This is a genomic window from Streptosporangium heterodermiicola (assembly GCF_051390675.1).
Classification (GTDB): domain Bacteria; phylum Actinomycetota; class Actinomycetes; order Streptosporangiales; family Streptosporangiaceae; genus Streptosporangium.
The window spans coordinates 15,907-38,868 of record NZ_JBPJSR010000009.1; the positions used below are offsets into that span (position 1 = coordinate 15,907).

Consider the following 22,962-nt stretch of genomic DNA (forward strand, 5'->3'; position numbering starts at 1 on the left):
GGACCGGCTCGCACCGTACGCCGGGGAGCCGCTCGGAGGTCGAGGGGGATGGGGGCGGAGAAGGGGGAGTCATGCCGAATCGTGCATATCGGTGGTCCCGGCGGAGGGGCGCTCCTAGCGTGATCGGTGTGCGTGTTGTGATCGCGCTGGTCCTGGCCCTTGTCGCGTCGGCGGGCTGTGCCCCGTCGGAGGCTGAGCCGTTCACTCCCTCGGACCTGCCCGCGGGCACCTCCCCGCAGGGCGCCTCCGCGCTCCCCTCCCCGGCGGATCCGGCGCGGGCGGCGGCGCCGTGGGTGGAGACGGTCAGGGTCGCGCCGGGGGTGCGGGTGGTGGTCGAGTGGCCCGCCGCCCCCGACGCGGACACGACCGCGATGATCAAGGTGCTCCGCGACTACTTCGCCGGGGCGTTCAGGGCGGTCACGAGCGAGGGCCGCGACACCGGCTACCTCGACGTGGTCGAGCAGGACGCGGTCGGCGACGCGTCCTCCTGGGTACGGGCGTTCCTCGACCGGCGCAGGTCGGTGCGGGGGACCGCCCGGCTGTACGCGCTGAACGTCAGCGCGGTCAGCGGCTCGGGCGACGACCGGGGGGCGCAGCTGGACGTCTGCGTCGACGAGTCGAGGATGCGGCTCCTCGACGCCTCCACCGGCAAGCCGGTCGCCAGGCAGCCCGAATGGACCAGGAAGCCCTTCCTGCAGGCCGCCGCGATGGGGCGGGGCGACGACGGGGGCTGGCGCATCCGGCTCTTCCGCCACGCGAAGCTCCCCGACGAGCGTGCGAAGGGCTGTCTCAGATGACTCTCTCCCCGCGGCCGAGGCCCGGTCCCCACACCGGAGGTGTTTGATGATCGGAAACGTGATCGTCGCGGGGCTGCTGATGTTCGCCCCCCCTGACACCGGAGGAGCGACCGGTGAGGGCTACCAGCGCGGCCCGGAGGCCGGGGTCACGCTGAAGGACTCCCAGATCGTCGTCACGGGGACCGGGCTCAGCGGCAAGAGCGACGGCTACCGGATCAAGCGCCCCTGCTGGTACGAGCCCCGGGGCAACGCCGCCGACATGCTGGACTCGCAGATCGAGGCGCTCCCCGACGCCCTTCCCGGCCAGGAGTGGGAGAGGCGGAAGGAGGCCCTGGAGCCGTTCGAGGCACGGATCGGCCAGGAGGGCACCTGGTGGCAGCGCGCCTACAACTCCGCGGACCCGGCGGGGATGGCGTGCGCGGCGGGGCTCGCCGAGCCCTACGTGTTCGCGCCCCCGAACACCACGCCGCCCAACGGGATCACCATCGCCGAGCTCGTCGAGATCGCCCGCGCCGCGCTGACCGTGCCCGAGCCGAAGATCGAGCTCAACCCGGACGCCAAGAGCTACGTCAACCTGCCGACCTGGGTCTGGCTGGACGGCGCCGGCGACACCACCAGGTCCGTGACCGCGACGCTGCCCGGGGTGATGAGCGCCACCGTGACCGCCAACCTCACGAACCTGGAGATCGACTCGGGCACCACCGACGACCGGGCGACGGTCGAGACCAAGGGGTGCGGCCTGAGCGGCACGCCGTACAAGAAGGGGGGTGACTTCACCTGCGGGGTGAGCTACAAGCGGGCCTCGATCGACCAGCCGCGCGGCGTCTACGTGCTGGAGGTCACCTCGGTCTGGGAGATCGACATCGAGGACGACGTGGTGCCCTTCGCCTACGACCCGGTCGAGGTCGGGGCCACCCGCGACGTCCCGGTGGGCGAGGTGCAGAGCACGGTCAGGAAGACCGGCTAGCCGTACCGCCCACATTGGTTGAACACGCGTCGAGGAGCGGCCGGCCAGGCGCCTGTGACCGGTTGCGACGATGTACGGAGCGCGGTCGGGAGGACCGGCCGGCCGGGCCGTCACGTGCGTGTGACCGGCCCGGCGAGAGGTGTGGAGAACGGAGGGAAGGCCGGTCAGCGGCTCTCCGGCCTGGTCCTGAGACGTTCGGCGGCCGGGGCGCCCTCGTGGGTGAGCAGCCACCGCTTGACCGGGGTGCCGTAGTAGTAACCGCCGAACCCGCCGGTGGACGGCAGGACGCGGTGGCAGGGGACGAACGGCGCGATCAGGTTCCGCGCGCACGCGGAACCGGCGGCCCTCGCCGCGGTCCTGGGCAGCCCCGCCCGCTCGGCGAGCTCGGCGTAGCTGATCGTGACGCCCGCGGGCACCTGGCGCAGGGCGGTGAGCAGCCGCTGCCGGGTGGGCGTGCCCGGCTGTTCCACCGGCACCGCGTCGAGGGCGGTCAGGTCGCCGTCCAGATAGTCGCGTACCGCCCGCGCCGGCCCGCCCAGGTCGCCGGTGAGGGTGAGCCCCTCGGCGCGGAGCTCGGGGGAGAGCCGGGCGAACATCTCCTCGGGGCCGGTGGTGGTGAAGCCCGCCGCGAGCAGCACGCCCTCGCGGGCGAGCATGGCCAGCGGACCGGCCGGGGTGTCGAGAACCTGTGCCTCTATCATTCCGAGCTCCAAAGGTGCAGCGCGGCGTACGCCCGCCAGGGGCGCCACCGTTCGATGTGGTTTTCCGGGATGCCCAGGCAGGCCATGGCCCGCCGCAGGCCGAGGTCTCCGCCCGGCCAGGCGTCCGGGTCGCGCAGCGCCCGCAGCGCGATGTAGCCGGAGGTCCACGGCCCGATCCCGGGGACCTCCAGCAGCCCGGCGACCGCCTCCGCGGGCTCCTGCGCGCCGTCGAGGTCGAGGTCGCCGCCCGCCACCCTCACGGCGAGCGCCCTCAGCGTCGCCACCCGCCGCCCGGTCAGGCCCAGCCCGCCGAGATCGGCCTCGGCGAGCTCCTCCGCGGACGGGAACAGGTGGGTCAGCTCCTGCCCGCCGGTGGGGCGCCCGGCCCTGGCGGCGACGCGGCCGAGGATCGTACGGGCGCCCGCGACGGAGATCTGCTGGCCGATCACCGCGCGGACGGCCACCTCGAAACCGTCCCAGGCGCCGGGCACGCGCAGCCCCGGGCGGGCGGCGACGAGCGGTCCCAGCGAGGTCGCGCCGAGGGCGGAGGAGATGGCCTCGGGGTCCGCGTCGAGGTCGAGGAGGCGGCGGCAGCGGGCGACGATCCTGGCCAGGCGGCGGGTGTCGTCGACGCTCACCTCCAGCCGCACGTGGCCGGGTACGGGGGTGAGGGTGATCGTGCCGCCGGGGACGGCCCGGCTGTAGGACGTGCCGTCCGCGCGCTCCAGCCCGGGAATCGCCCGCGCCCCGAGGAACCGCATCAGGGGCGCGGCGTCGTACGGCTCCCTGCGGTGCAGCCGCAAGGTCAGGGCGTCGCCGCACATCCCGGGCTTGCCGCCCGTCGTCGCCCGCAGCTCGCCGGGGGTGAAGCCGTAGGTGTCCTTCATGGTCGCGTTGAACTGCCGGACGCTGCCGAAGCCCGAAGCGAACGCCACGTCGACGATCGGCAGCCCGGTCTCGGTGAGCAGCTGCTTGGCCAGCAGCAGGCGCTTGGTCCTGGCCACGGCGAGCGGGCCCACACCGATCTCCGCGGTGAACAGCCGGTGCAGGTGCCGTCCGGTGATGTGCAGCCGCCCGGCGAGCCGGGTCATCCCGCCGTCGTCCGCCACGCCCTCGTCGATCAGCCGCAGTGCCCGGCCGACCAGGTCGCCCCGGTGGTCCCAGCCGGGGTCGCCGGGGCTCAGCTCCGGCCGGCAGCGCTTGCACGGCCGGAACCCGGCCGCCTCGGCGGAGGCCGCGTGGCGGTAGAACCGCACGTTGCGGGTGGACGGGGTGCGCGCCGGGCAGATCGGCCGGCAGTAGATGCGGGTGGAGGTGACCGCCGTGTAGAACCGCCCGTCGAACCGGGCGTCCCTCGCGGCCACCGCGCGGTAACAGGAGTCGAAGTCGAGCTCTTTCACGGACACGCCGACGACGCTACCCGCGGCGCACGGGGTGCGGCTGGCGGGAATCGGACGTGGCCGTCACGCCCCTCACTTGGAGGAGACGCCGACCCCGATCTCGAACTCCCGGTAGACGCGGGCCCAGAATCCGTCGCGGAGCCAGACGCGTGCCTCGGGGTACGGGCGCAGGGAGTGGCCCAGCTCCTTCTCCGCCTCGATGAGCAGCTCGGTGTCGATCACCGTGGGCAGGATCGGCCCCGGCAGCAGGTCGCGGATGTTGTCGCGGCCACGGGTGAGGATCCACTTCTGGGCCACGTGCTCGCCGACCTCCTCGACGCGCGGGCGGCTCGGGCCGAGCTTGGTGACCTGGCCCACCGGGACCTTGGGCTTGGCGGCGGCGGTGCGCCCGGCGAAGACCTGGGCGGGGGAGGGGGCGATCGGCGGGACCGGCACCGGGACCGGCGCGGGGGCGCGGCTGAAGTAGGACCGCAGGAAGTCGGCGCTGATGATCTCGACGGTGTCGGACTCCCAGACCAGGCGCTCGGCCTGGTTGGTGCCGTAGGGGGGCTCCACGCCCCACAGGTGGATCCGCACCCCGTACGCCTGGGCGGCCTCGACGGCGGGGACCATGTCCTCGTCCCCGGCCAGCAGTATCGTGTCGCTCACCGCGTGGTGCCTGGCCAGCGCCTCCAGGTCGCTCCGTATCTGCGCGTCCACGCCCTTCTGCTGGCCCCGCGCGTTCAGGTTGCCCAGGCGCACCTTGACCCAGGGCAGCTGGGCGATGACCCGCTGGTCCACGGTCGGCACCCGGTCGCGGGCGGCGTCGTACCAGTAGATCCGGAGCAGCTCCCCGTGGATGCGCTCCTCCGCGTGCTTCTGCAACGCCTGGATCAGCTCGTCCGCCGCCACCCGGTACTCCTTGCGCTCCTTGGCACTCAGGAGCACCTCGCCGGCCGCCGCGTACAGATAGCCGACGTCGACGAGGACGGCGTACTTCGCGGCGATGGGATGCGACGTGAGGTCCAGGATGGTCATGTCGTCCTCCAGGCCTCGGAATTAACTGATCGGCTGACTATATGCGCCCATTTCTTAGATGGTCCCAACTCTCGTGCAACTTGACACCCTGTTCCCGGGATCTATCTCGGCAGTGCGCTGGATCGCCACGCGCCTTGTCCGGTAGGAAGTGCTTTTCGCATGCGATGTGAGTGATTGCTCCAGGATTTCGACGTCTGCGGGGCTTTCGGCGCCGGACTCGCCGGTACGGCACGCGCCGAGAGGGCGATCACCACCGCGGCGATCTCCTCGGGGGTCGCGTCCCCTTTAATGATCTTCAGGTGTCTCATAGCGGGATGTTCCCGTGCTTCTTCGGGGGCAGGGTCGCGCGCTTGTTGCGCAGGGTCCGCAGCGCCTTGACGATCTGGACCCGGGTGTCGGAGGGGCGGATCACGGCGTCCACATACCCACGTTCGGCCGCGAGATACGGGTTGGCGAGCGTGTCCTCGTACGCGGCCACGAACCCGGCCCGCTGGGCGTCCGGATCCTCGGCCGCGGCGAGCTCGCGCCGGTAGAGGATGTTGACCGCGCCCTGCGCGCCCATCACCGCGATCTGCGCGGTCGGCCAGGCCAGGTTGACGTCGGCGCCCAGGTGCTTGGACCCCATGACGTCGTACGCCCCGCCGTACGCCTTGCGGGTGATGACCGTGACCAGGGGCACGGTCGCCTCCGCGTAGGCGTAGAGCAGTTTGGCGCCGCGCCGGATGATCCCGTTCCATTCCTGGTCGGTGCCCGGCAGGAATCCCGGGACGTCGACGAATGTCAGGACGGGAATGTTGAAGGCGTCGCACGTACGGACGAATCTCGCGGCTTTCTCCGAGGCCGAGATGTCCAGCGTGCCGGCGAAACTCATCGGCTGGTTGGCGACGATCCCCACCGAGCGTCCCTCGACCCGGCCGAAACCCACGAGGATGTTGGGCGCGAATTGCGCGTGCACCTCCAGGAATTCGCCGTCGTCCAGAACGTGTTCGAGAACCGTGTGCATCTCGTACGGCTGGTTCGCCGAATCGGGGATCAGCGTGTCGAGCTCGCGGTCCTCGTCGGTCGTCTCCAGCGGCGGATCGGCGGCGAACGCCGGGGCGTCGTCCATGTTGTTGGACGGCAGGTAGGACAGCAGCGCCCTGGCGAACTCCAGGCAGTCGGCCTCGTCGGACGCCTCGTAGTGGGCGACGCCCGAGCGGGAGTTGTGGGTGTGCGCCCCGCCGAGCTCCTCGAACGTCACCTCCTCGCCGGTGACCGTCCTGATCACGTCGGGGCCGGTGATGAACATGTGCGACTTCTCCGACACCATCAGCACGAAGTCGGTGAGCGCGGGGGAGTAGACGGCGCCGCCCGCGCAGGGGCCCATGACCAGCGAGATCTGCGGGATCACCCCGGAGGCGTGGACGTTCCGCTTGAAGATCTCGGCGTACAGGCCGAGCGAGACGACGCCCTCCTGGATGCGCGCCCCTCCGGAGTCGTTGATCCCGATCACCGGGCAGCCGGTCTTCAGGGCGTGGTCCATGACCTTGACGATCTTCTCGCCGAAGACCTCGCCCAGGGAGCCGCCGAAGACGGTGAAGTCCTGGGCGAACACCGCCACCGGGCGGTCGTCGACCGTGCCGTACCCGGTCACGACCCCGTCGCCGTACGGCCGCTCGCGCTCCAGGCCGAAGCTCGTGGACCGGTGCCTGGCGAGCTTGTCGAACTCCACGAAGCTGCCCTCGTCGAGGAGGGCGAGCACCCGCTCCCTGGCGGTCATCTTCCCGGCCGCGTGCTGCTTCTCGACGGCGCGCGCCGAACCCGCGTGGGCCGCCTCGCCCAGGCGGCGCTCCAGGTCGGCCAGTTTCCCGGCCGTGGTGTGGATGTCGGGTCCGGAATCCGACGGCTCGGCGCTCAGGGACTCGCTCATCCCAGCAGGGTAACCGCCGTCTCACATCGCGAACTATCGGGGGCGATCGTTCGTTTCCCGTGCGGGGCGGCCGATCGGCGGGCCGCGGAAGGGGAGGCGCCATGCCGGAGGTCACGGAGGCGGTAAGGACGCGGGGGCTGCTCAAGAGGTTCGGGCAGCAGGTGGCCGTGGGGGGTGTCGACCTGGTGGTGCCGCAGGGCGGTTTCGCCGGGCTGGTCGGCCCGAACGGCGCGGGGAAGACCACCACGCTCAGCATGATCACCGGCCTCCTGCGCCCCGACGGCGGCTCGGTCCACATCGGCGGCGCCGACGTCTGGCGCGACCAGGTCGCGGTCAAGGGCCGCATCGGCGTGCTCCCCGAGGGGCTGCGCCTGTTCGAGCGGCTGTCGGGCAGGGAGCTGCTCTCCTACAACGGCCAGCTCCGCGGCATCCCGAGAGACGAGGTGGGACGGCGGGCGGAGGAGCTGCTGAAGGTCATGGACCTGACCGGCTCGGCCGACAAGCTCGTCGTCGACTACTCCACCGGCATGCGCAAGAAGATCGGCCTGGCCGCGGCGCTGCTGCACAACCCCGCGGTGCTCTTCCTCGACGAGCCGTTCGAGGGCGTCGACCCGGTGAGCGCCAACACGCTCGTCGAGGTGCTCAGGCGCTACACCGCCTCCGGGTCGACGGTGGTCTTCTCCAGCCACGTCATGGAGCTCGTCGAGCGCCTGTGCGACTGGGTCTCGGTGATGGACCGCGGGCGGATCGTCGCCCAGGGGCCGCTGGACGAGGTCAGGGCGGGCCGCGGCCTCAACGAGGCCTTCCTCGGCCTGGTCGGGGCCCGGGGCGGCGACGACGGCCAGGGTGGCCAGGGGGGCCTGTCGTGGCTGGGCGCGACCCCCTCGTGAGCGCGCCGGACGGCACCGGGCGGCGGGGGGACGACGGGAGGGGCGACGGGGTGAGCGCGAGCGCGCGGGGAGACGCCCTCACGGGAGGCGCTTTCGCGGGAGGCACGGGAGGCGCTTTCACGGGAGGCACGGGAGGCACGGCAGGCGTGGGGACCGTGCGGGTCGGGACCATGGTGTTCGTACGGCTCAAGCTGCGGCTCGTCGCCGGGAACCTGAGCGGCAGCACCCAGCGCCTGCTGGGGTTCGTCTTCACGGTGATCGCCGCGTTCCTCTTCGGCACCCTCGGCTTCCTGGCGACGGCCACGCTGCGCGTCGCGCCCGCGGACGTCGCGCTGGAGGCCGTGACCGTGCTGTTCACCGTCTTCCTGGTGGGCTGGGCGGTCGTGCCGCTGCTCGCGTTCGGGCTGGACGACACGCTCGACCCGTCGCGCCTGGCCCTGTTCCCGCTGCGGACCGGCCGGCTGGCCACCGGCATGTTCGCCGCCTCGGTCACCGGCGTGTGGCCGCTCGCCTCGCTGGCCGTGATGGCCGGGGCCGTGGCCGGCCTGGCCACCGGGATCGGCGGGGTGGTCCTGGGCGCGGTCGCGGTGCTGCTCCACTTCGCGCTCTGCGTCACGCTCTCCCGGCTGGTCACCACCTCGCTGTCGGGGGTCCTGCGGACCCGCAGGGGCCGCGACGTGCTGGCCGTCTCGGTGGTCTTCTTCGTCCTGGCGGCCCAGCTGCCCAACCTGCTGCTCAACGGCGGCCTGTCGGCCGACCCCAGGGCCGTGCTGCACGACGTCGCCTCGGTGCTGAGCTGGACCCCCTCCGGCGTCGCGGCCCGCGCCGTCGCCGACGGCGGCCTCGCGGCGGTCGCGGGATCGGCCCTGCTCGCGGTCCTGATCGCCGGGGCCGGGTGGCTGTGGATCGCGGCGCTGCGCCGCTCCCTGGTCTCCCCCGACGCCTCCACCCAGGGCGCGTCGGTGCGAAACTCCCAGGGCCTGCTGGCCAGGATCCTGCCCGACGGCCCGCTCGCCGCGGTCGCGGGCAAGGAGCTCAAGTACGCCCGGCGCGACCCCCGGGGCAGGGTCGGCTGGTTCGCCGCCGTCGCGGTCACCGGCGTGATGGCCTTCTCGATGTACGGGAACGGCGACGGCGCGTCCGGGGGAGCCCTGGCGATCACCCCCGCCTGCATCGGCGCGGTGATGATCAGCATCCAGTGGTGCAACGCCTTCGGCATCGACGGCCGCTCGCTGTGGATGAACGCCGTCGCCTACAGCACCGACCGCGACTGGCGCACCGACCTCGCCGGGCGGCACCTGGCCGTGGCGACGATCGGGGTCCCGCTGCTGCTCCTGCTCGCCACGGTCGCGGCCCTGCTCGCCGGGGACGTCCTGCGGGCGGTCCCGGCCGCGCTCACCGCGTGGGGCGTCCTCGGGGCGGGGCTCGGCGTGGGCGCGCTGACCAGCGTGCTGCTGCCGTACACCGTGCCCGAGCGGCTGAACGCCTTCACCGGCGCGGCCCCCGGGCAGGGCGGCATCGCCTTCGTGGCGTCGTTCGGCGCGCTGATCGGCACGGGCCTGTTCGCGCTGCCGATCGCCCTGCCGGTCCTGATGGGCCTCACGTGGGTGAGCGTGCTGGCGGTGCCGTACGGGCTGCTGATCTCCTGGGGCGGCCGGAGGGTCGCGGGGAAGATCGCTTTCGCCCGGTACCCCGCACTCCTGGAGGCGAGTTCCATGGCCACCTGATGGCCGCCGGATGAAGGGCCGGGAGCCGTCTGAACGACCCGTGAACGGCCTCCCGAGTGGTCTAGTCCAATGGGTGAGACCGGTCTCCGTTCGTCAAAACGGACTGGGTACGCTGGCGGGCATGCCCGCCACCGTGTCCCATCAGGCAGAGCGTTCCACCGCTGTCACCGAGATGCCCGACGAGCTGCGCGCGGACGTGCGACTGCTCGGCGAGCTCCTGGGGCAGGTCATCGCCGAGCATGGCGGCGATGACCTGCTCGCCGATGTCGAACGGCTGAGAAAGGCCGTCATCGGGGCCCGCAGAAAGCAGGTGTCGGTCGACGAGATCACCGCGATGGTGGCCGAGTGGCCGATCGACCGCGCGGTGCAGATCGCCCGCGCGTTCACCTGTTACTTCCACCTGGCGAACCTGGCCGAGGAGCACTTCAGGATCCGCACCCTGCGGGTCCGCGACACCGGCGAGGAGCCGCTGCCGGAGTCCCTGGCCCAGGCCGTCCAGGAGCTCGGCGACGGCAAGGTCGCCGACCTGGTCGAGGGGCTGCGCCTGCACCCCGTGCTGACCGCGCACCCCACCGAGGCCCGCAGGCGCGCCGTGGTCACCGCGATCCAGCGCATCAGCGGCCAGCTCGCCGCGTACAACAGCTCCGACAGGGGCGCGGCCGAGCGGGCGGAGACCCGGCGGCGGCTGCTGGAGGAGATCGACCTGCTGTGGCGGACCGCCCAGCTGCGGTCCACCAAGCTCGACCCGCTGGACGAGGTCCGCACCGCGATGGCGGCCTTCGACGAGACCCTCTTCCGGGTGGTCCCGCAGGTCTACCGCGCCCTGGACGCCGCGCTCGGCGGCGGGGCCGGCACCGGGAAGCCGCGGGCCCGCGCCTTCATCAGGTACGGCAGCTGGATCGGCGGCGACCGCGACGGCAACCCGAACGTCACCTCCAAGGTGACCAGGGACGCCGTGCTCATCCAGGCCGAGCACGTGCTGATCGCCCTGGAGAACGCCACGCTCAGGATCGGCCGCTCCCTCACCCTCACCGCCGACTACACCCCCGCCTCCGCCGGGCTGCGGGCCGCGCTGTCGAGCGCGGTGAACGACCATCCCGACGTGGTCTCGGAGATGGCCACCCGCTCCCCGAGGGAGCCGCACCGGCAGTGGCTGATGTTCGTCGCCGCCCGCATCGCGGCCACCCGGCAGCGCGGCCTCGACCTGGCCTACCGCTCGCCCGAGGAGCTCCTGACCGACCTGCGCGCCGCCCAGGACTCGCTGGTCGAGTCCGGCGCGAACCGGCAGGCGTACGGGGAGTTGCAGCACCTCATCTGGCAGGTCGAGACGTTCGGCTTCCACCTGGCCGAGCTGGAGGTCCGCCAGCACTCGCAGGTCCACGCCGCCGCGCTGGAGGACATCGCCGCCGGGCGCACCTCCGAGCGGACCGAGGAGGTCCTGGCCACGATCCGCACGATCGCCTGGATCCAGGAGCGGTTCGGGGTGACCGCCTGCTCCCGCTACGTCGTCTCCTTCACCCGCTCGGCCGACGACATCGCCGCGGTCCACACGCTGGCCGCGCACGCGCTGGGCGACAGGGCGCCCCGGCTCGACGTGGTCCCGCTGTTCGAGTCGGGCGCCGACCTGGCCGCCGCCCCCACCGTGCTGTCGGGGATGCTGGAGATCCCGGCCGTGCAGGCCAGGCTCGCCGCCGACCGGCGCCTGGAGGTCATGCTCGGCTACTCCGACTCCGCCAAGGAACTCGGCCCGGCCGCCGCGACCCTGAAGCTGTACGAGGCCCAGGAGGAGCTGGCCGCCTGGTCGATCGAGCACGACGTGCCGCTGACGCTGTTCCACGGCCGGGGCGGCGCCCTGGGCCGGGGCGGCGGCCCGGCCAACCGGGCCGTGCTCGCGCAGGCCCCGGGGTCGGTCGGCGGCAGGTTCAAGGTCACCGAGCAGGGTGAGGTCATCTTCGCCCGCTACGGCCACGACGCCATCGCCCGCCGCCACATGGAGCAGGTCACCTCGGCGGTGCTGCTCGCCTCCACCCCGTCCATCGAGGCCCGTACGGCCGACGCGGCGGGGCGCTTCCGCGGCGTGGCCGGGCAGGTCGCCTCCGCCTCGGAGAAGGCCTACCGGCGGCTCACCGAGGCGCCCGGCTTCCCCGAGTGGTTCTCCCTGGTCAGCCCGCTGGAGGAGATCGGCTCGCTCCGCCTGGGCTCCCGCCCCGCCCGGCGCGGCCTCGGTGCCCCCCGCTCCCTGGACGACCTGCGGGCCATCCCGTGGGTGTTCGCCTGGGCCCAGACCCGGGTCAACCTGCCTGGCTGGTACGGCCTGGGCAGCGGCCTGGAGGCGGTGATCTCCGAGGCGGGCCTGGACGAGCTGCGCGCCGCCTATCGCGAGTGGCCGCTGTTCGCCTCGCTGCTGGACAACGTGGAGATGTCGCTGGCCAAGACCGACCGCGACATCGCCGCCCGCTACCTCGCGCTCGGCGCCAGGGACGACTTCGTCGAGCAGGTCCTGACCGAGTACGACCTGACGCGCCGCCTGGTCCTGGAGATCACCGGCCACGCCCGGCTGCTGGAGGACCGCAAGGTCCTGTCCCGCGCGGTGCAGCTCCGCGACCCGTACGTGGACGCGCTCTCCCACCTGCAGCTGCGCGCCCTGTCCACCCTCCGCGCCGACGAGGGGCTGTCGGAGGACGAGCGCGAGCGCCTGTCCACGCTGCTGCTCCTGTCGGTCAACGGCGTCGCGGCGGGCCTGCAGAACACCGGATGATCCGCTGATCCGCGAGCCGTCCGCCCGGGACCCTTCCGGCCCGGGTGGACGGCTCAGAAGCCGATACCGGCGATTCGGGACGGGGATGAACTATCCGGCCAGGAGTGCTCTTTAGGGGCCGGAGCGGGCACCTCAGGGCCGGTACGGGACGGTCTGAGGTGTTCAGGGGAGCGGGGCTCGATCTGAGATGCCCTGAGGGGCGGGGTGCGGGCGGCGGCTCAGGGGCCGATGCGGTGCGCGCCCGCGTAGAGGTTGAAGCGCTCCTCACGCAGGAAGCCGACCAGCGTCATCCCGAACTCCCTGGCCAGGTCGACGGCGAGGGAGGACGGCGCGGAGACCGCGCAGACGACCGGCAGGCCCGCGGTGAGGGCCTTCTGCATGATCTCGTAGCTGGTCCGCCCGCTGACCATGAGCACGTGACCGCCCAGCGGCAGCCTCCCGGTCATCATGGCCCAGCCGACCAGCTTGTCCAGCGCGTTGTGCCGCCCCACGTCCTCGCGGACCGCGAGCGGCTCGCCCCCGGCGGTGAACAGACCGGCCGCGTGCAGCCCGCCGGTCTTGCCGAAGATCCCCTGGGCGCTTCTCAGCCTGCCGGGCAGGCCGTACAGGACCTCGGGGGAGACCAGCACGTCCTCCTGGCCGGGCAGCGGCGAGCAGCGGCCGCGCAGGGCGTCGAGGCTGGCGGTACCGCAGACGCCGCACGCGCTGGAGGTCATGAAGTGCCGGTCGAGCGAGGGCAGGTCGGGCAGCCCGTCGCCGCGCAGCCGTACGGTCACCGTGTTGTAGCGCGCCTCCGGGGGCACGTCCTCGTCGGTGCAGTAGGCGATGGCCCCGATGTCCGCCGGTGCCGCGACGCCCTCGCCGTACAGGAACCCGGCGGCCAGCTCGAAGTCGTGGCCCGGGGTGCGCATGGTGATCGCGACCGTGCGGCGTTCCTCGCCCGCCTGGATGCGGATCTCCAGCGGCTCCTCGGTGGCCAGGTCGTCCCGGCGCTCGCGGATCGTCCCCGACCGCATCTGCCCGACCCGCGCCCGGGTGGTGGGCCCCGGCCTCCGCACGACCTCCACCACCTCGGAGCCCGGATCCACCTCGGAGCCCGGAGCGTCCTTCACACCGGCCACGTCGGCCACGTCGGCACCGCTCCGCGCGGGGAGATGTCTGCTCATGCGTTCATAATCTCTTTTCGCCGCCGTCTGAACGGTTTCCCGCCCCGTCAGAAAGCCGGACCTTGCCCGCCGACCCAGACTTCGATAACAGTATTCCCTGGTCATTGGATTAATTCGGTAACAGGGGGTCGTTAGTGGAGGCAAGATGGCTAAGTGCTCGACTCGCCCTTCACTGATCTCGACCGCCCGCCGCTCTCCCAGGCGGCGCTCACCCGCGCGCTGGTCCGTCCCGGTGGACTCTGGTCCGGCATCTCCGTGGTCGACAGGACCGGATCGACCAACGCCGATCTCGCGCACGCCGTCCGCGACGGCGCGCGGCAGGGCGCCGTCGTCGTCGCCGAGTCCCAGTTCGCCGGACGTGGCAGGCTCGGCCGTGTCTGGAGCGCTCCACCTCGTTCGAGCCTGACGTTCTCGATCCTCCTGCGTCCCGACCCGCCCCTGTCCGAGCACGGATGGCTCCCCCTGCTCGTCGGCCTGGCGGTCGCGTCGGCCGTGCGGAAGGTCGCCGAGGTCGACGTACGCCTCAAGTGGCCCAACGACCTGCTGATCGGCGAGCGCAAGCTCGCCGGGGTGCTCGCCGAGCGGATCGACAGCGCGGTGATCGTGGGCGTCGGGCTCAACGTGAGCGTGCGCCCCGAGGAGCTGCCGGTGGAGACCGCCACCTCCCTGGCCATCGAGGGGGCCGCCTGCGCCGACCGCGATCCGATCCTGCGCGCGGTGCTCCGGGAGATCGAGACCCACTACCGCGAGTGGTCGGAGGCGAACGGCGACGTCGAGGCCTGCGGCCTGCGGGCCGCCTACCTCGCGGTCAGCGCCACAATCGGGCGGGAGGTCAGGGTGGAGCTGCCCGGCGAGCGGGTGCTCACCGGCACCGCCACCGGTGTCGACCGCGCCGGACGCCTGGTCGTCGGCTCCAGGGGAGAGGAGCACACGCTCAGCGCGGGCGACGTCGTGCATGTTCGACCCCACAGCTCATGACGTGGGGCGTGCGGGCGTGCCACGATTTGCCCCATGGGTCTACCCGATCACCACATGACGGAGGGGGAGCGACGGATCAGGTCGTTCCACCCTCACTGGAAGCGACTTATCGGCCCGTTCCTCGCGTTGATCCTGATCATCGTGGGGTCCGGCGCCGCCCTTTTCCTCATGCCCGACTTCGAGTACCGGTCCTACGCGCTCATCGCGGTGGCCGTGGTCGCCGTCGTCCTGCTGACCGTGTGGTCGTTCATCCCGTACCTGCGCTGGAAGAACACCTCGTACGTCCTCACCTCGCACCGGTTCACCATCGGCACGGGGGTGCTGAACACGTCCGTCGACGACATCCCGATGACCAAGGTGAACACGGTCAGCGCCGACCAGACCCTCGTGGAGAGGCTCTTCGGCTGCGGCACGCTGGTCGTCGAGTCGGCGGGCGACCACGGCCGGATCACGCTGCGGGACATCCCCCGGATCCAGGAGGTGCGGGCCGAGCTGTTCCGCGCGATCGACGACGCGGCCGACGGGGAGCCCTCGGAACCCGGCGGGCGGTGACCCATGGGGCGTGACCTCCCGGGCCCGGGGGAGGGCGGGGACGAGACGGAGGTCCCCGCCGGGCGCCCGACGGCCGAGCGGATCGAGCGCCTCTTCGTCGGAGGTTCTCCCCAGTACACCCGGATCCAGGTGGCGAGCCTGGCCCGGGTGCCGCAGGAGCTCACCGAGCGGATCTGGCGCGCGCTGGGCTTCGCCACGCTCCCCGACGACACCGTGGCCTTCACCGACGCGGACGTGGCCGTGCTGGAGCGGGTCAGGACGATGATGGAGAGCGGCCTGCTGGACGACCGGACCGTCATCCGGATGTCGAGGGCGCTCGGCCAGACGACGGCGAGGCTCGCCCAGTGGCAGGCCGAGATCATGATCGGCGCCATGCTCGACCCCGGCCGCCGGCCCACGGACGAGGACCTGGCGGCGGTCATGGAGACCTCGCGCCGGCTGCTCCCCGATTTCGAGAAGGTGCTGGTCCACGTCTGGCGCGCCCAGCTCGCCGCCGCCGGGACCCGCCTGCTGACGCTCGCCGACCTCACCGACGAGATCGTGCCGGCCAGGCTCACCCTCGCGGTGGGCTTCGCCGACCTGGTCTCCTTCACCAGGGTCTCCCGCGAGCTGGACGAACGGGGCCTGGCCGAGCTGGTCGAGGGCTTCGAGTCGCGGGCCTCCGACGTCGTCGCCGAGCACGGGGGGCGGATGGTCAAGACCCTCGGCGACGAGGTGTTCTTCACCGCGGCCGACCCGCGGACGGCCGCGACGATCGCCCTGGACCTGGTCGGCGCGATCCGCCAGTACGGTCCCGACGTGCGGATCGGGCTGGCGTACGGCCCGGTGCTGCCGATCATGGGCGACGTCTTCGGCACCACGGTGAACCTGGCGGCCAGGCTCACCGCCATCGCCCGCCCCGGCACCGTCGTCGCCGACGACAGGCTGGCCGAGGCGCTGAGGGACACGCCGGGCGTCGAGGTCGGCCGCATCCGCCAGCGGCCGGCCCGAGGCCTTGGGGTGGTGCAGCCGTACGTGCTACGCAGGGCTGGTAATCATTGAGGCCGGCGCCCCAGGGCCGTCCGACCGGTAAGCGGGCCCGCGAGGGCCGAAACCATGACAGATGAGGTGCAGGACATGCCGTACACCGTGCAAGGCGTGGTCGCGCGTGGCAAGGGCGAGCCCGTCTCGCTGGAGACCGTCATCGTGCCCGATCCGGGCCCCGGCGAGGCCGTGGTGACGGTCCAGGCCTGTGGCGTCTGCCACACGGACCTGCACTACCGCGAGGGCGGCATCAACGACGAGTTCCCGTTCCTGCTCGGCCACGAGGCGGCCGGGGTGGTCGAGGCCGTCGGCGAGGGCGTCACCGAGGTGGCCCCCGGTGACTTCGTGATCCTGAACTGGCGGGCCGTGTGCGGTGACTGCCGGGCCTGCCTGCGGGGCCGTCCGTGGTACTGCTTCAACACCCACAACGCCACCCAGAGGATGACCCTGGAGGACGGCACGCCGCTCAGCCCGGCCCTGGGCATCGGCGCCTTCGTCGAGAAGACCCTGGTCGCGGCCGGGCAGTGCACCAAGGTCGACCCGCTGGCACCGGCCCAGGTGGCCGGGCTGCTGGGCTGCGGCGTGATGGCCGGCATCGGCGCCGCGATCAACACCGGCGGGGTGACCCGCGGCGACAGCGTGGCGGTCATCGGGTGCGGCGGCGTCGGTGACGCGGCCATCCTGGGGGCCAGGCTCGCGGGCGCCTCGAAGATCATCGCGGTGGACGTGGACGACCGCAAGCTCGATTGGGCCAAGGACTTCGGCGCCACCCACACGGTCAACTCCCGCACCGCCGACGTGGTCGAGACGGTCAAGGAGCTCACCGGCGGCAACGGCGCCGACGTGGTCATCGAGGCGGTCGGCCGCCCCGAGACCTACAAGCAGGCCTTCTACGCCCGCGACCTCGCCGGGACCGTGGTCCTGGTCGGGGTGCCCACCCCGGACATGACGCTGGAGCTGCCGCTGCTCGACGTCTTCGGGCGCGGCGGCGCGCTGAAGTCCTCCTGGTACGGCGACTGCCTGCCCAGCCGCGACTTCCCCATGCTCATCGACCTCTACCGCCAGGGGCGGCTCGACCTCGACCGTTTCGTCTCCGAGACGATCGGCATCGGCGACGTCGAGGACGCCTTCGCCAAGATGCACCGCGGCGAGGTCCTGCGCTCGGTGGTGGTCCTGTGATCGACAGGGTCGTCACCTCCGGCACGTTCTCGCTGGACGGCGGGACGTGGGACGTCGACAACAACGTCTGGATCGTCGGCTCGGCCAGCGAGGTCGTCGTCGTCGACGCCGCGCACGACGCCGCCGCGATCGCCGAGCGGGTCGGTGATCGCGAGGTCAGGGCCATCGTCTGCACCCACGCGCACAACGACCACATCGACGCGGCGGCCGACCTCTCCGCGCGGACGGGCGCGCCGATCCTGCTCCACCCGGCCGACCAGGTGCTGTGGGAGATGGTCTACCCCGACCTGCCGTACACCCCGCTGGAGGACGGGCAGGTGCTCTCGGCCGGGGGGATCGAGCTGACCGTGCTGCACACGCCGGGCCACGCCCCGGGCGCGGTCTGCCTGTACGGGGCCGACATCGGCGCGGTCTTCACCGGCGACACCCTGTTCAACGGCGGTCCCGGCGCGACGGGGAGGTCCTTCTCCTCCTTCGACACGATCATCGAGTCGATCAAGGGGCGCCTGCTCGCCCTGCCGCCGGGGACGGCCGTGCACACCGGCCACGGCGCCTCCACCTCCATCGGCGCGGAGTCGGGGCACCTGGAGGAATGGCTGGCCAGAGGCCATTGATCCGCTGATCCGCTGATCCGCTTTTCGTCGCCGATCCACGTTTCGTGGCCGGCCGGCGTTCGACGCGCCCCGGTTTTCGCCGGGGCGCGTTCGCGTTTCCGGCGGGAAATTCGTGCTCGTGACGACGATATTAAGAATGTGTGTCCCACTTCACATAGGCAAGCCTTACCAAATGAGTTAGCTTAGGTGTGCCTAACCTATGGTAGTCTCCAGAGAGGTCGCATCCCCGTGTACGTATGCGTCTGCCGCGCGGTCACCGAGAACGAGGTGCACGACTGCATCTCGGCAGGTGCCAGGAGCGCGCGCCAGATCCGCGATGCCACGGGTGCCGGTGGCGACTGCGCTTCTTGCGTGCGAAAAATCTGTGCGATCCTAAAGCGGTCCGAAGATTTGATGCCGACCGCATAGCACGAGGAGCCCGCCATGCAGGGCGACAAGAAAATCATCGAACTGCTCAACGAGCAGCTGACCGCGGAGCTGACCGCGATCAACCAGTACTTCCTGCACGCCAAGATGCAGGAGAACTGGGGATATACCAGGCTGGCCAAATACACCCGCGAAGAGTCCATCGACGAGATGCGCCACGCGGAGAAGCTGACCGACCGCATCCTCTTCCTCGAAGGACTGCCCAACTACCAGAAGCTGGGCACCCTGCACATCGGCCAGACCGTCGCCGAGCAGCTCCGCGCCGACCTGGACGTCGAGCTTGAGGTGGTCACCCGGCTGAAGCCGGCCATCACCCTGATGCGGGAGAAGGGCGACGCCACCTCGGCCCGCCTCTTCGAGGAGATCCTCGCCGACGAGGAGCACCACATCGACTACCTGGAGACCGAGCTGGGTCTCATCGGGAGCCTTGGGGAGCAGCTCTACCTCGCCCGCTACACCGAGCCGCCGTCGGCGTCTTGAGGTGAATCGAGCAGAACACGCCCGCCGGATCCCTTCCGGTAGGGCGTGTTCTGCTTTGTCCGTCGATCCTTTGGTGGGCCTGTGCTTTCGAGGGACTTCCAATGCGGGAGACCTACTCCGTGGCCCCCGGCCGTTGCGGGATGACTATCCGGGATTTATCAGTGTTTGCCCAGGTCAATGGATAGGTCAACGACGAGTCAAACCGCGCGCTGTACCCGGGAAACGATCCCCTAAGGTCCTACGATCGCAACATGACCTGTGTACTACTCGCCGAGGATGACACCTCGATTTCCGAGCCGCTGGCTCGAGCCCTGCGCCGCGAGGGTTATCAAGTAGAGGTGAGCCCTGACGGCCCGCAGGCTCTGGAGCGGGCGCTGTCAGGTGGCATCGACCTGATCGTTCTCGACCTGGGCCTGCCCGAGATGGACGGCCTGGAGGTGGCCCGGCGCATCCGTGCCGAGGGTCACGGAACTCCCGTGCTGATCCTCACCGCCCGCGTCGACGAGGTCGACACGGTGGTGGGCCTCGACGCCGGGGCCGACGACTACGTGACCAAGCCGTTCCGCCTCGCCGAGCTGCTGGCGCGCGTCCGCGCGCTGCTGCGGCGCGGCACGTCCGAGACGCCCGTGGTCCAGGGCGTGCGCATCGACGCCGACTCCCGTCGCGCGTGGATGGGAGACAAGGAGCTGCATCTGACCACAAAGGAGTTCGACCTGCTGAGGGTCCTGGTCCGCGACGCCGGAAAGGTGGTCACCCGAGAGCAGATCATGCGCGAGGTGTGGGACACCAACTGGTGGGGTTCGACCAAGACCCTGGACATGCACATCTCGTGGCTCCGCCGGAAACTCGGTGACGACGCCGCCAAGCCCCGATACATCACAACCGTTCGAGGAGTCGGCTTCAGGTTCGAGCGCGAGTAGGAGATGCGCCGCCGTCTTCTCTCCTCAACTCTCCTCGTGGCGGTCATCGGGGTGTTGCTGCTCGGCATTCCCCTCGGTGTGGCGGTCAACCGGCTCATCGAGGAGGAGGCGACCCAGGAACTCTCCTCCCATGCCAAAAGCCTGCTCGGGGAGGTCGAGTACGCCCGGATCCAAGACCAGCCCGTCGACGAGCAACAGCTCGAACGCAAGTATTCCGATCTCTACATCCAGATCTACGCGAAGGGGACGCCCCCCCAGGTGATCACGGTGGGCACCGAGCCCCCCGAGAGCCAGAAGATGACCGAGGACGCGCAGTCGGAGAACGGCGTGTACGTCGCGGTCAGCCGGGACAAGACGGGAGTGGAGCGTGAGGTTCGCGCGTGGTTGTTCCTCATACTGGGACTCGCCGCCGCTGCCCTCGCGGTCGCGGTCGGGCTCGCCATAGTGCAGTCGCGCCGCCTGACGTTACCGCTCAGCGACCTTGCGATGATCGCTGAGCGGCTCGGTTCCGGTGACGCCAGACCGAGCAAGCACCGTTACGGCATCCAGGAGCTCGATCGGGTGGCCGAGGTGCTCGACCGCAGCGCGACCCGCATCTCCGACCTCCTGGCCAGGGAGCGGGAGTTCGCGACCGACGCCTCCCACCAGCTCCGCACCCCGCTCACCGGCCTGACCATGAGACTTGAGGAGATCGTCGCCGCCGCCGACGAGCCGGGAATCGTCAAGGAGGAGGGCGAGGCCGCCATCGTGCAGGCCGAGCGGCTCACCGCCGTGATCGACGAGCTGCTGGCCACCGCCAGACGGCAGCGTCAGGCGCAGTCCGAGATCGTCGAGCTCGACGTGCTGCTCGATCAGCAGTTCATCGAGTGGGGCCCGGCGTTCCGCAGGGCCGGGCGGCGGCTGAGCCTGATCGGCACGCGCGGCCTCCAGGCCCTGGGCACCGGCGGTGGCATCGGCCAGGTGGTCTCCACCCTGCTGGAGAACTCGCTGGAACACGGCGGCGGCACGGTGACGGTGACCACCAGCGCCAGGGACAGGTCCATCGTGATCGAGGTCGCGGACCAGGGGAGCGGCATCCCCGACGAGCTCGCCCCCAGGGTCTTCGAACGGAACGTGAGCGGGCGCGGCAGCACGGGTCTCGGCCTGCCCCTCGCCAGGACGCTGGCCGCCGCCGACGGGGGGCGCCTGGAGCTCGTACGGGCGCGTCCGGCGGCGTTCGCGTTCTTCCTGCGCCAGGTGGGCGAGCCGGGCAGGAACCGCGTCGTGCGCGGGCCCGCCTGAGCGCTTCGCCGAGGGCTCCGGGGTGCGGCTCTCCGGGGTGCGGCTCCCGGTCGCGGGCGGGGATCGGCCACCGGCGGACGCACCCGCCGGCCGGGGGGCCGGAGTCGGGAGACCGGCGCGGGGCCGGAGCCTACTGGCGCGGGCCGGGGGGCGGCGCGTTCTCCTCCGGGGTCTTGTTCAGGAGATACATGTGGCCGTTGACCTGGCTGTTCGGTGTCGTGGGCGGGGTCGGTGGCGTGCCGGGGACGGCGTCGGCCGGTGTCGCGCCGGGCAGGAAGACCCACTTCTTGTACGACCAGAACCTGAACAGGGTCCCGAGGGCGGTGCTCACGATCAGGGCGATGTTGTAGCTCAGCGCGTCCTGCAGGCCCAGGGTGTAGGTCACGAAGCCGAGCATCAGCAGCGAGATCAGCAGGCCGATGCCGTTGAGCACGAAGAACAGGAAGTATTCGCGGGCCAGGCCGCTCTGCTCGCGGTGCCTGAACGTCCAGTAGCGGTTGCCGACGTAGGCGAAGGTGGCCGCGACGATCGTGGCGATGACCTTGGAGGTGAGCGGTCCCCAGTCGAGGCCGAACCTGAGCAGGTTGGTGCCGCCGTAGTCGATCACGAAGGCGACCGCGCCGATCGTCCCGAACTTCGCCAGCTCTCGCGCCAGCTCGGCGAGCCGCCGGTAGGCGCCTCGGAGAAACTCCACGGTTCCTGCACGGTCCTTTCGGGGGTCGGCTGCCGATCCGCCACATCGGAGGACCTCGAACGCTCTTCGGGCCAGGCTACCGGTGAGGAGGCGTGATCCGCGCGAGGTTGACCCGTTGATGTCCATAGCAGTCAGCAGGGACTTTTTCTCCGAATGTCGCATAACACCGGATAAATGGGAGCGCTGGCGTTACGCTGATCCCCCAGACCACGGGAAGTCCCTGAAACTTTCACCTCCCGTGATCGGTCCAGACGGACTGCCGTACGCGACGGCCACTACCCCGGGGATCAACCCTTGCGCCGCCGACTCCTCGCCCTGATCCTCGGTCTGTCGATGACGACCGGCTGCGGCGCGCGGAGCGGCACGCCGGGCACCGCCCCCGAGATCGGCCCGTCGCGCGAGGCGTCCGCCGGGGTGCAGCTCGCCGAGGCCTCCAAGGCCTTCGCGCAGCTGAAGAGGCTCGACGACGCCTGGCGCGACCGGGACTGCGCGACCGTCGAGAAGCTCACCACCTGGGCGGAGAGAGCGCTGGGCGGCCGTGCCTGTGAGGCGACCCGGAACGGCCGCCCAGCCCCCGCCAGGAAGTCCTACGGCGACGTGGAGCTGTACCTGCCCGGCGTCGACGGCGAGGACCGCTGGTTCGTCGCCCTGGCCCGCGAGCCCGACCCGGCCTACTTCCTGTTCCTCCAGGAGGGCGGCGAGTGGCGGCTCGGCGCGGGACCCATCCCGATCCAGGGCGAGATCCGCGAGCCGACCGAGGGCGCGGTCCCCGCCGACGACCCCGACGCGGGGGTCAAGGCCCGTCTCGTGCCGCAGCGCTACCTGGCCTACCTGACCGACCCGGCGGGGGTGAGCGGGGTGACCTTCCCCAAGGGCGACCCGATCCGCGGTCTCTTCGACGACCTGGCCAGGCGCCCGCCGAAGGTGCGGCCCGACCGCCTCACCGCCGACGTCCGCCTGCTCGTCGGCCCCCAGCGCGCCCTGCTGCTGCCCACCGGCGGCGCCCTGGTCATCCACGCCCTGGAGATCGAATACCGGCAGAGAGCCCGTCAGGGCCGTTCCGCGCTGGCCCACCCCATCTACGGCAGGGCCGACCTGCGCGGTTTCACCGGCAGGACCAGAACCGCGAAGCTGACCGCGACCGAGGTCGTGCTCGTCGCCACCGAGATCATCGGCAACGGTTCCGAACTCGCCACGACCGGCATGCGCCGCGGCCTCGCCACCCTCACGACGGGCTGACCCGGAGGACCGACCCGGCGGACCGACCTGACCGCCCGGCGTGACGGGCTGACCCGGCCGGCGTGACGGACCGGTACGGCCGGCGCGGCGGGCCGACCCAGTGGATCCCCGGCAGGCACCCGGCCGCCGCCCTCCGCCGCCCTCCGGCGGCCTGCCGTCCGCCCACCGCCTGGCCGCGTACGGCGTGACAGTAAACTTAACCGCTGTGAGCAGCCCTTCTTTGGCCAGTCCCATCGGCCCCGTC

The 22,962-nt window shown here is 71.5% G+C and carries 22 protein-coding genes; 15 read left to right on the plus strand and 7 right to left on the minus strand.

All coding sequences use genetic code 11. The features are described from left to right. Positions 1–128 precede the first annotated feature (128 nt). On the plus strand, positions 129–797 hold the full coding sequence (locus ACSC1Q_RS20370) for a hypothetical protein (RefSeq protein WP_436760286.1): 669 nt from the start codon (positions 129–131) through the stop codon (positions 795–797). A 46-nt stretch (positions 798–843) separates the two neighbouring features. Continuing rightward, positions 844–1,764 (plus strand): hypothetical protein, encoded by a 921-nt coding sequence (locus ACSC1Q_RS20375; RefSeq protein WP_436760287.1) that lies wholly within the window; start codon positions 844–846, stop codon positions 1,762–1,764. Positions 1,765–1,928: 164 nt separating this feature from the next. Here ACSC1Q_RS20375 and ACSC1Q_RS20380 read toward each other — a convergent pair whose 3' ends face one another. The 5 genes from ACSC1Q_RS20380 to ACSC1Q_RS20400 form a co-directional block, all read right to left on the minus strand. Next, complete coding sequence (locus tag ACSC1Q_RS20380) at positions 1,929–2,465, minus strand: methylated-DNA--[protein]-cysteine S-methyltransferase (RefSeq protein ID WP_436760288.1); 537 nt, start codon at positions 2,463–2,465, stop codon at positions 1,929–1,931. Beyond that, complete coding sequence (locus ACSC1Q_RS20385; RefSeq protein WP_436760289.1) at positions 2,462–3,871, minus strand: AlkA N-terminal domain-containing protein; 1,410 nt, start codon at positions 3,869–3,871, stop codon at positions 2,462–2,464. The genes ACSC1Q_RS20380 and ACSC1Q_RS20385 overlap by 4 nt, the downstream gene beginning before the upstream one ends. Before the next feature lie 66 nt (positions 3,872–3,937). Beyond that, positions 3,938–4,882: an NYN domain-containing protein gene (locus tag ACSC1Q_RS20390; RefSeq protein WP_436760290.1), complete on the minus strand. Its 945-nt coding sequence runs from the start codon at positions 4,880–4,882 to the stop codon at positions 3,938–3,940. A gap of 101 nt (positions 4,883–4,983) precedes the next feature. After that, positions 4,984–5,190 carry an acyl-CoA carboxylase subunit epsilon gene (locus ACSC1Q_RS20395; protein ID WP_436760291.1) on the minus strand — a complete coding sequence of 69 codons (207 nt, stop codon included), beginning with the start codon at positions 5,188–5,190 and terminating at the stop codon, positions 4,984–4,986. Continuing rightward, positions 5,187–6,791, minus strand: coding sequence for an acyl-CoA carboxylase subunit beta (locus tag ACSC1Q_RS20400; RefSeq protein WP_436760292.1), 1,605 nt, complete (start codon positions 6,789–6,791; stop codon positions 5,187–5,189). Before ACSC1Q_RS20400 ends, ACSC1Q_RS20395 begins: the two co-directional genes overlap by 4 nt. 101 nt (positions 6,792–6,892) lie before the next feature. Between ACSC1Q_RS20400 and ACSC1Q_RS20405 the strand changes: the two genes are divergently transcribed. The 3 genes from ACSC1Q_RS20405 to ACSC1Q_RS20415 all read left to right on the plus strand — a co-directional run bounded on the left by ACSC1Q_RS20405 (position 6,893) and on the right by ACSC1Q_RS20415 (position 12,166). Continuing rightward, complete coding sequence (locus ACSC1Q_RS20405; protein WP_436760293.1) at positions 6,893–7,681, plus strand: ABC transporter ATP-binding protein; 789 nt, start codon at positions 6,893–6,895, stop codon at positions 7,679–7,681. Positions 7,682–7,827: 146 nt separating this feature from the next. After that, positions 7,828–9,408 (plus strand): hypothetical protein, encoded by a 1,581-nt coding sequence (locus ACSC1Q_RS20410; protein WP_436760294.1) that lies wholly within the window; start codon positions 7,828–7,830, stop codon positions 9,406–9,408. Positions 9,409–9,529: 121 nt separating this feature from the next. Beyond that, a complete protein-coding gene (locus tag ACSC1Q_RS20415) occupies positions 9,530–12,166 on the plus strand; it encodes a phosphoenolpyruvate carboxylase (RefSeq protein ID WP_436760295.1) in 2,637 nt (878 codons plus the stop codon). Positions 12,167–12,384: 218 nt separating this feature from the next. Here ACSC1Q_RS20415 and fdhD read toward each other — a convergent pair whose 3' ends face one another. Further along, the gene (gene fdhD, locus ACSC1Q_RS20420) at positions 12,385–13,332 is read right to left on the minus strand and encodes a formate dehydrogenase accessory sulfurtransferase FdhD (RefSeq protein WP_436760296.1); all 948 of its coding nucleotides are present in this window, start codon (positions 13,330–13,332) and stop codon (positions 12,385–12,387) included. Between the two features lie 153 nt (positions 13,333–13,485). On the opposite strand from fdhD, the gene ACSC1Q_RS20425 reads away from it, so the two are divergent. From ACSC1Q_RS20425 to ACSC1Q_RS20465, 9 genes are all read left to right on the plus strand, one after another. Further along, positions 13,486–14,310 (plus strand): biotin--[acetyl-CoA-carboxylase] ligase, encoded by an 825-nt coding sequence (locus tag ACSC1Q_RS20425; RefSeq protein WP_436760297.1) that lies wholly within the window; start codon positions 13,486–13,488, stop codon positions 14,308–14,310. Positions 14,311–14,343: 33 nt separating this feature from the next. Further along, the gene (locus ACSC1Q_RS20430) at positions 14,344–14,862 is read left to right on the plus strand and encodes a PH domain-containing protein (RefSeq protein ID WP_436760298.1); all 519 of its coding nucleotides are present in this window, start codon (positions 14,344–14,346) and stop codon (positions 14,860–14,862) included. A gap of 3 nt (positions 14,863–14,865) precedes the next feature. After that, complete coding sequence (locus tag ACSC1Q_RS20435) at positions 14,866–15,903, plus strand: adenylate/guanylate cyclase domain-containing protein (RefSeq protein WP_436760299.1); 1,038 nt, start codon at positions 14,866–14,868, stop codon at positions 15,901–15,903. A gap of 75 nt (positions 15,904–15,978) precedes the next feature. Further along, on the plus strand, positions 15,979–17,064 hold the full coding sequence (locus ACSC1Q_RS20440; protein ID WP_436760553.1) for an S-(hydroxymethyl)mycothiol dehydrogenase: 1,086 nt from the start codon (positions 15,979–15,981) through the stop codon (positions 17,062–17,064). Next, on the plus strand, positions 17,061–17,678 hold the full coding sequence (locus tag ACSC1Q_RS20445; RefSeq protein ID WP_436760300.1) for an MBL fold metallo-hydrolase: 618 nt from the start codon (positions 17,061–17,063) through the stop codon (positions 17,676–17,678). Before ACSC1Q_RS20440 ends, ACSC1Q_RS20445 begins: the two co-directional genes overlap by 4 nt. A gap of 228 nt (positions 17,679–17,906) precedes the next feature. Next, a complete protein-coding gene (locus tag ACSC1Q_RS20450) occupies positions 17,907–18,086 on the plus strand; it encodes a (2Fe-2S)-binding protein (protein ID WP_436760301.1) in 180 nt (59 codons plus the stop codon). Between the two features lie 15 nt (positions 18,087–18,101). Then, positions 18,102–18,584 carry a bacterioferritin gene (bfr, locus tag ACSC1Q_RS20455; protein ID WP_350975370.1) on the plus strand — a complete coding sequence of 161 codons (483 nt, stop codon included), beginning with the start codon at positions 18,102–18,104 and terminating at the stop codon, positions 18,582–18,584. A gap of 251 nt (positions 18,585–18,835) precedes the next feature. Next, a complete protein-coding gene (locus ACSC1Q_RS20460) occupies positions 18,836–19,504 on the plus strand; it encodes a response regulator transcription factor (protein ID WP_012888073.1) in 669 nt (222 codons plus the stop codon). 36 nt (positions 19,505–19,540) lie between these two features. Further along, a complete protein-coding gene (locus ACSC1Q_RS20465) occupies positions 19,541–20,785 on the plus strand; it encodes an ATP-binding protein (RefSeq protein WP_436760302.1) in 1,245 nt (414 codons plus the stop codon). A 130-nt stretch (positions 20,786–20,915) separates the two neighbouring features. Here the strand turns inward: ACSC1Q_RS20465 and ACSC1Q_RS20470 are convergent, their stop codons facing one another. Beyond that, positions 20,916–21,479, minus strand: a complete 564-nt coding sequence (locus ACSC1Q_RS20470) for a GtrA family protein (RefSeq protein ID WP_436760303.1) — start codon at positions 21,477–21,479, stop codon at positions 20,916–20,918. A gap of 294 nt (positions 21,480–21,773) precedes the next feature. Between ACSC1Q_RS20470 and ACSC1Q_RS20475 the strand changes: the two genes are divergently transcribed. Next, positions 21,774–22,718, plus strand: a complete 945-nt coding sequence (locus tag ACSC1Q_RS20475; protein ID WP_436760304.1) for a hypothetical protein — start codon at positions 21,774–21,776, stop codon at positions 22,716–22,718. Positions 22,719–22,962 lie beyond the last annotated feature (244 nt).

Coding starts and splice junctions, on each gene's coding strand:
- ACSC1Q_RS20430 (WP_436760298.1), top strand. CDS start 14,344: ATGGGTCTACCCGATCACCACATGACGGAGGGGGAGCGACGGATCAGG.
- bfr (WP_350975370.1), top strand. CDS start 18,102: ATGCAGGGCGACAAGAAAATCATCGAACTGCTCAACGAGCAGCTGACC.
- ACSC1Q_RS20395 (WP_436760291.1), bottom strand. CDS start 5,190: ATGAGACACCTGAAGATCATTAAAGGGGACGCGACCCCCGAGGAGATC.
- ACSC1Q_RS20405 (WP_436760293.1), top strand. CDS start 6,893: ATGCCGGAGGTCACGGAGGCGGTAAGGACGCGGGGGCTGCTCAAGAGG.
- ACSC1Q_RS20380 (WP_436760288.1), bottom strand. CDS start 2,465: ATGATAGAGGCACAGGTTCTCGACACCCCGGCCGGTCCGCTGGCCATG.
- ACSC1Q_RS20440 (WP_436760553.1), top strand. CDS start 15,979: ATGCCGTACACCGTGCAAGGCGTGGTCGCGCGTGGCAAGGGCGAGCCC.
- ACSC1Q_RS20390 (WP_436760290.1), bottom strand. CDS start 4,882: ATGACCATCCTGGACCTCACGTCGCATCCCATCGCCGCGAAGTACGCC.
- ACSC1Q_RS20435 (WP_436760299.1), top strand. CDS start 14,866: ATGGGGCGTGACCTCCCGGGCCCGGGGGAGGGCGGGGACGAGACGGAG.
- ACSC1Q_RS20460 (WP_012888073.1), top strand. CDS start 18,836: ATGACCTGTGTACTACTCGCCGAGGATGACACCTCGATTTCCGAGCCG.
- ACSC1Q_RS20375 (WP_436760287.1), top strand. CDS start 844: ATGATCGGAAACGTGATCGTCGCGGGGCTGCTGATGTTCGCCCCCCCT.
- ACSC1Q_RS20415 (WP_436760295.1), top strand. CDS start 9,530: ATGCCCGCCACCGTGTCCCATCAGGCAGAGCGTTCCACCGCTGTCACC.
- ACSC1Q_RS20400 (WP_436760292.1), bottom strand. CDS start 6,791: ATGAGCGAGTCCCTGAGCGCCGAGCCGTCGGATTCCGGACCCGACATC.
- fdhD (WP_436760296.1), bottom strand. CDS start 13,332: ATGAGCAGACATCTCCCCGCGCGGAGCGGTGCCGACGTGGCCGACGTG.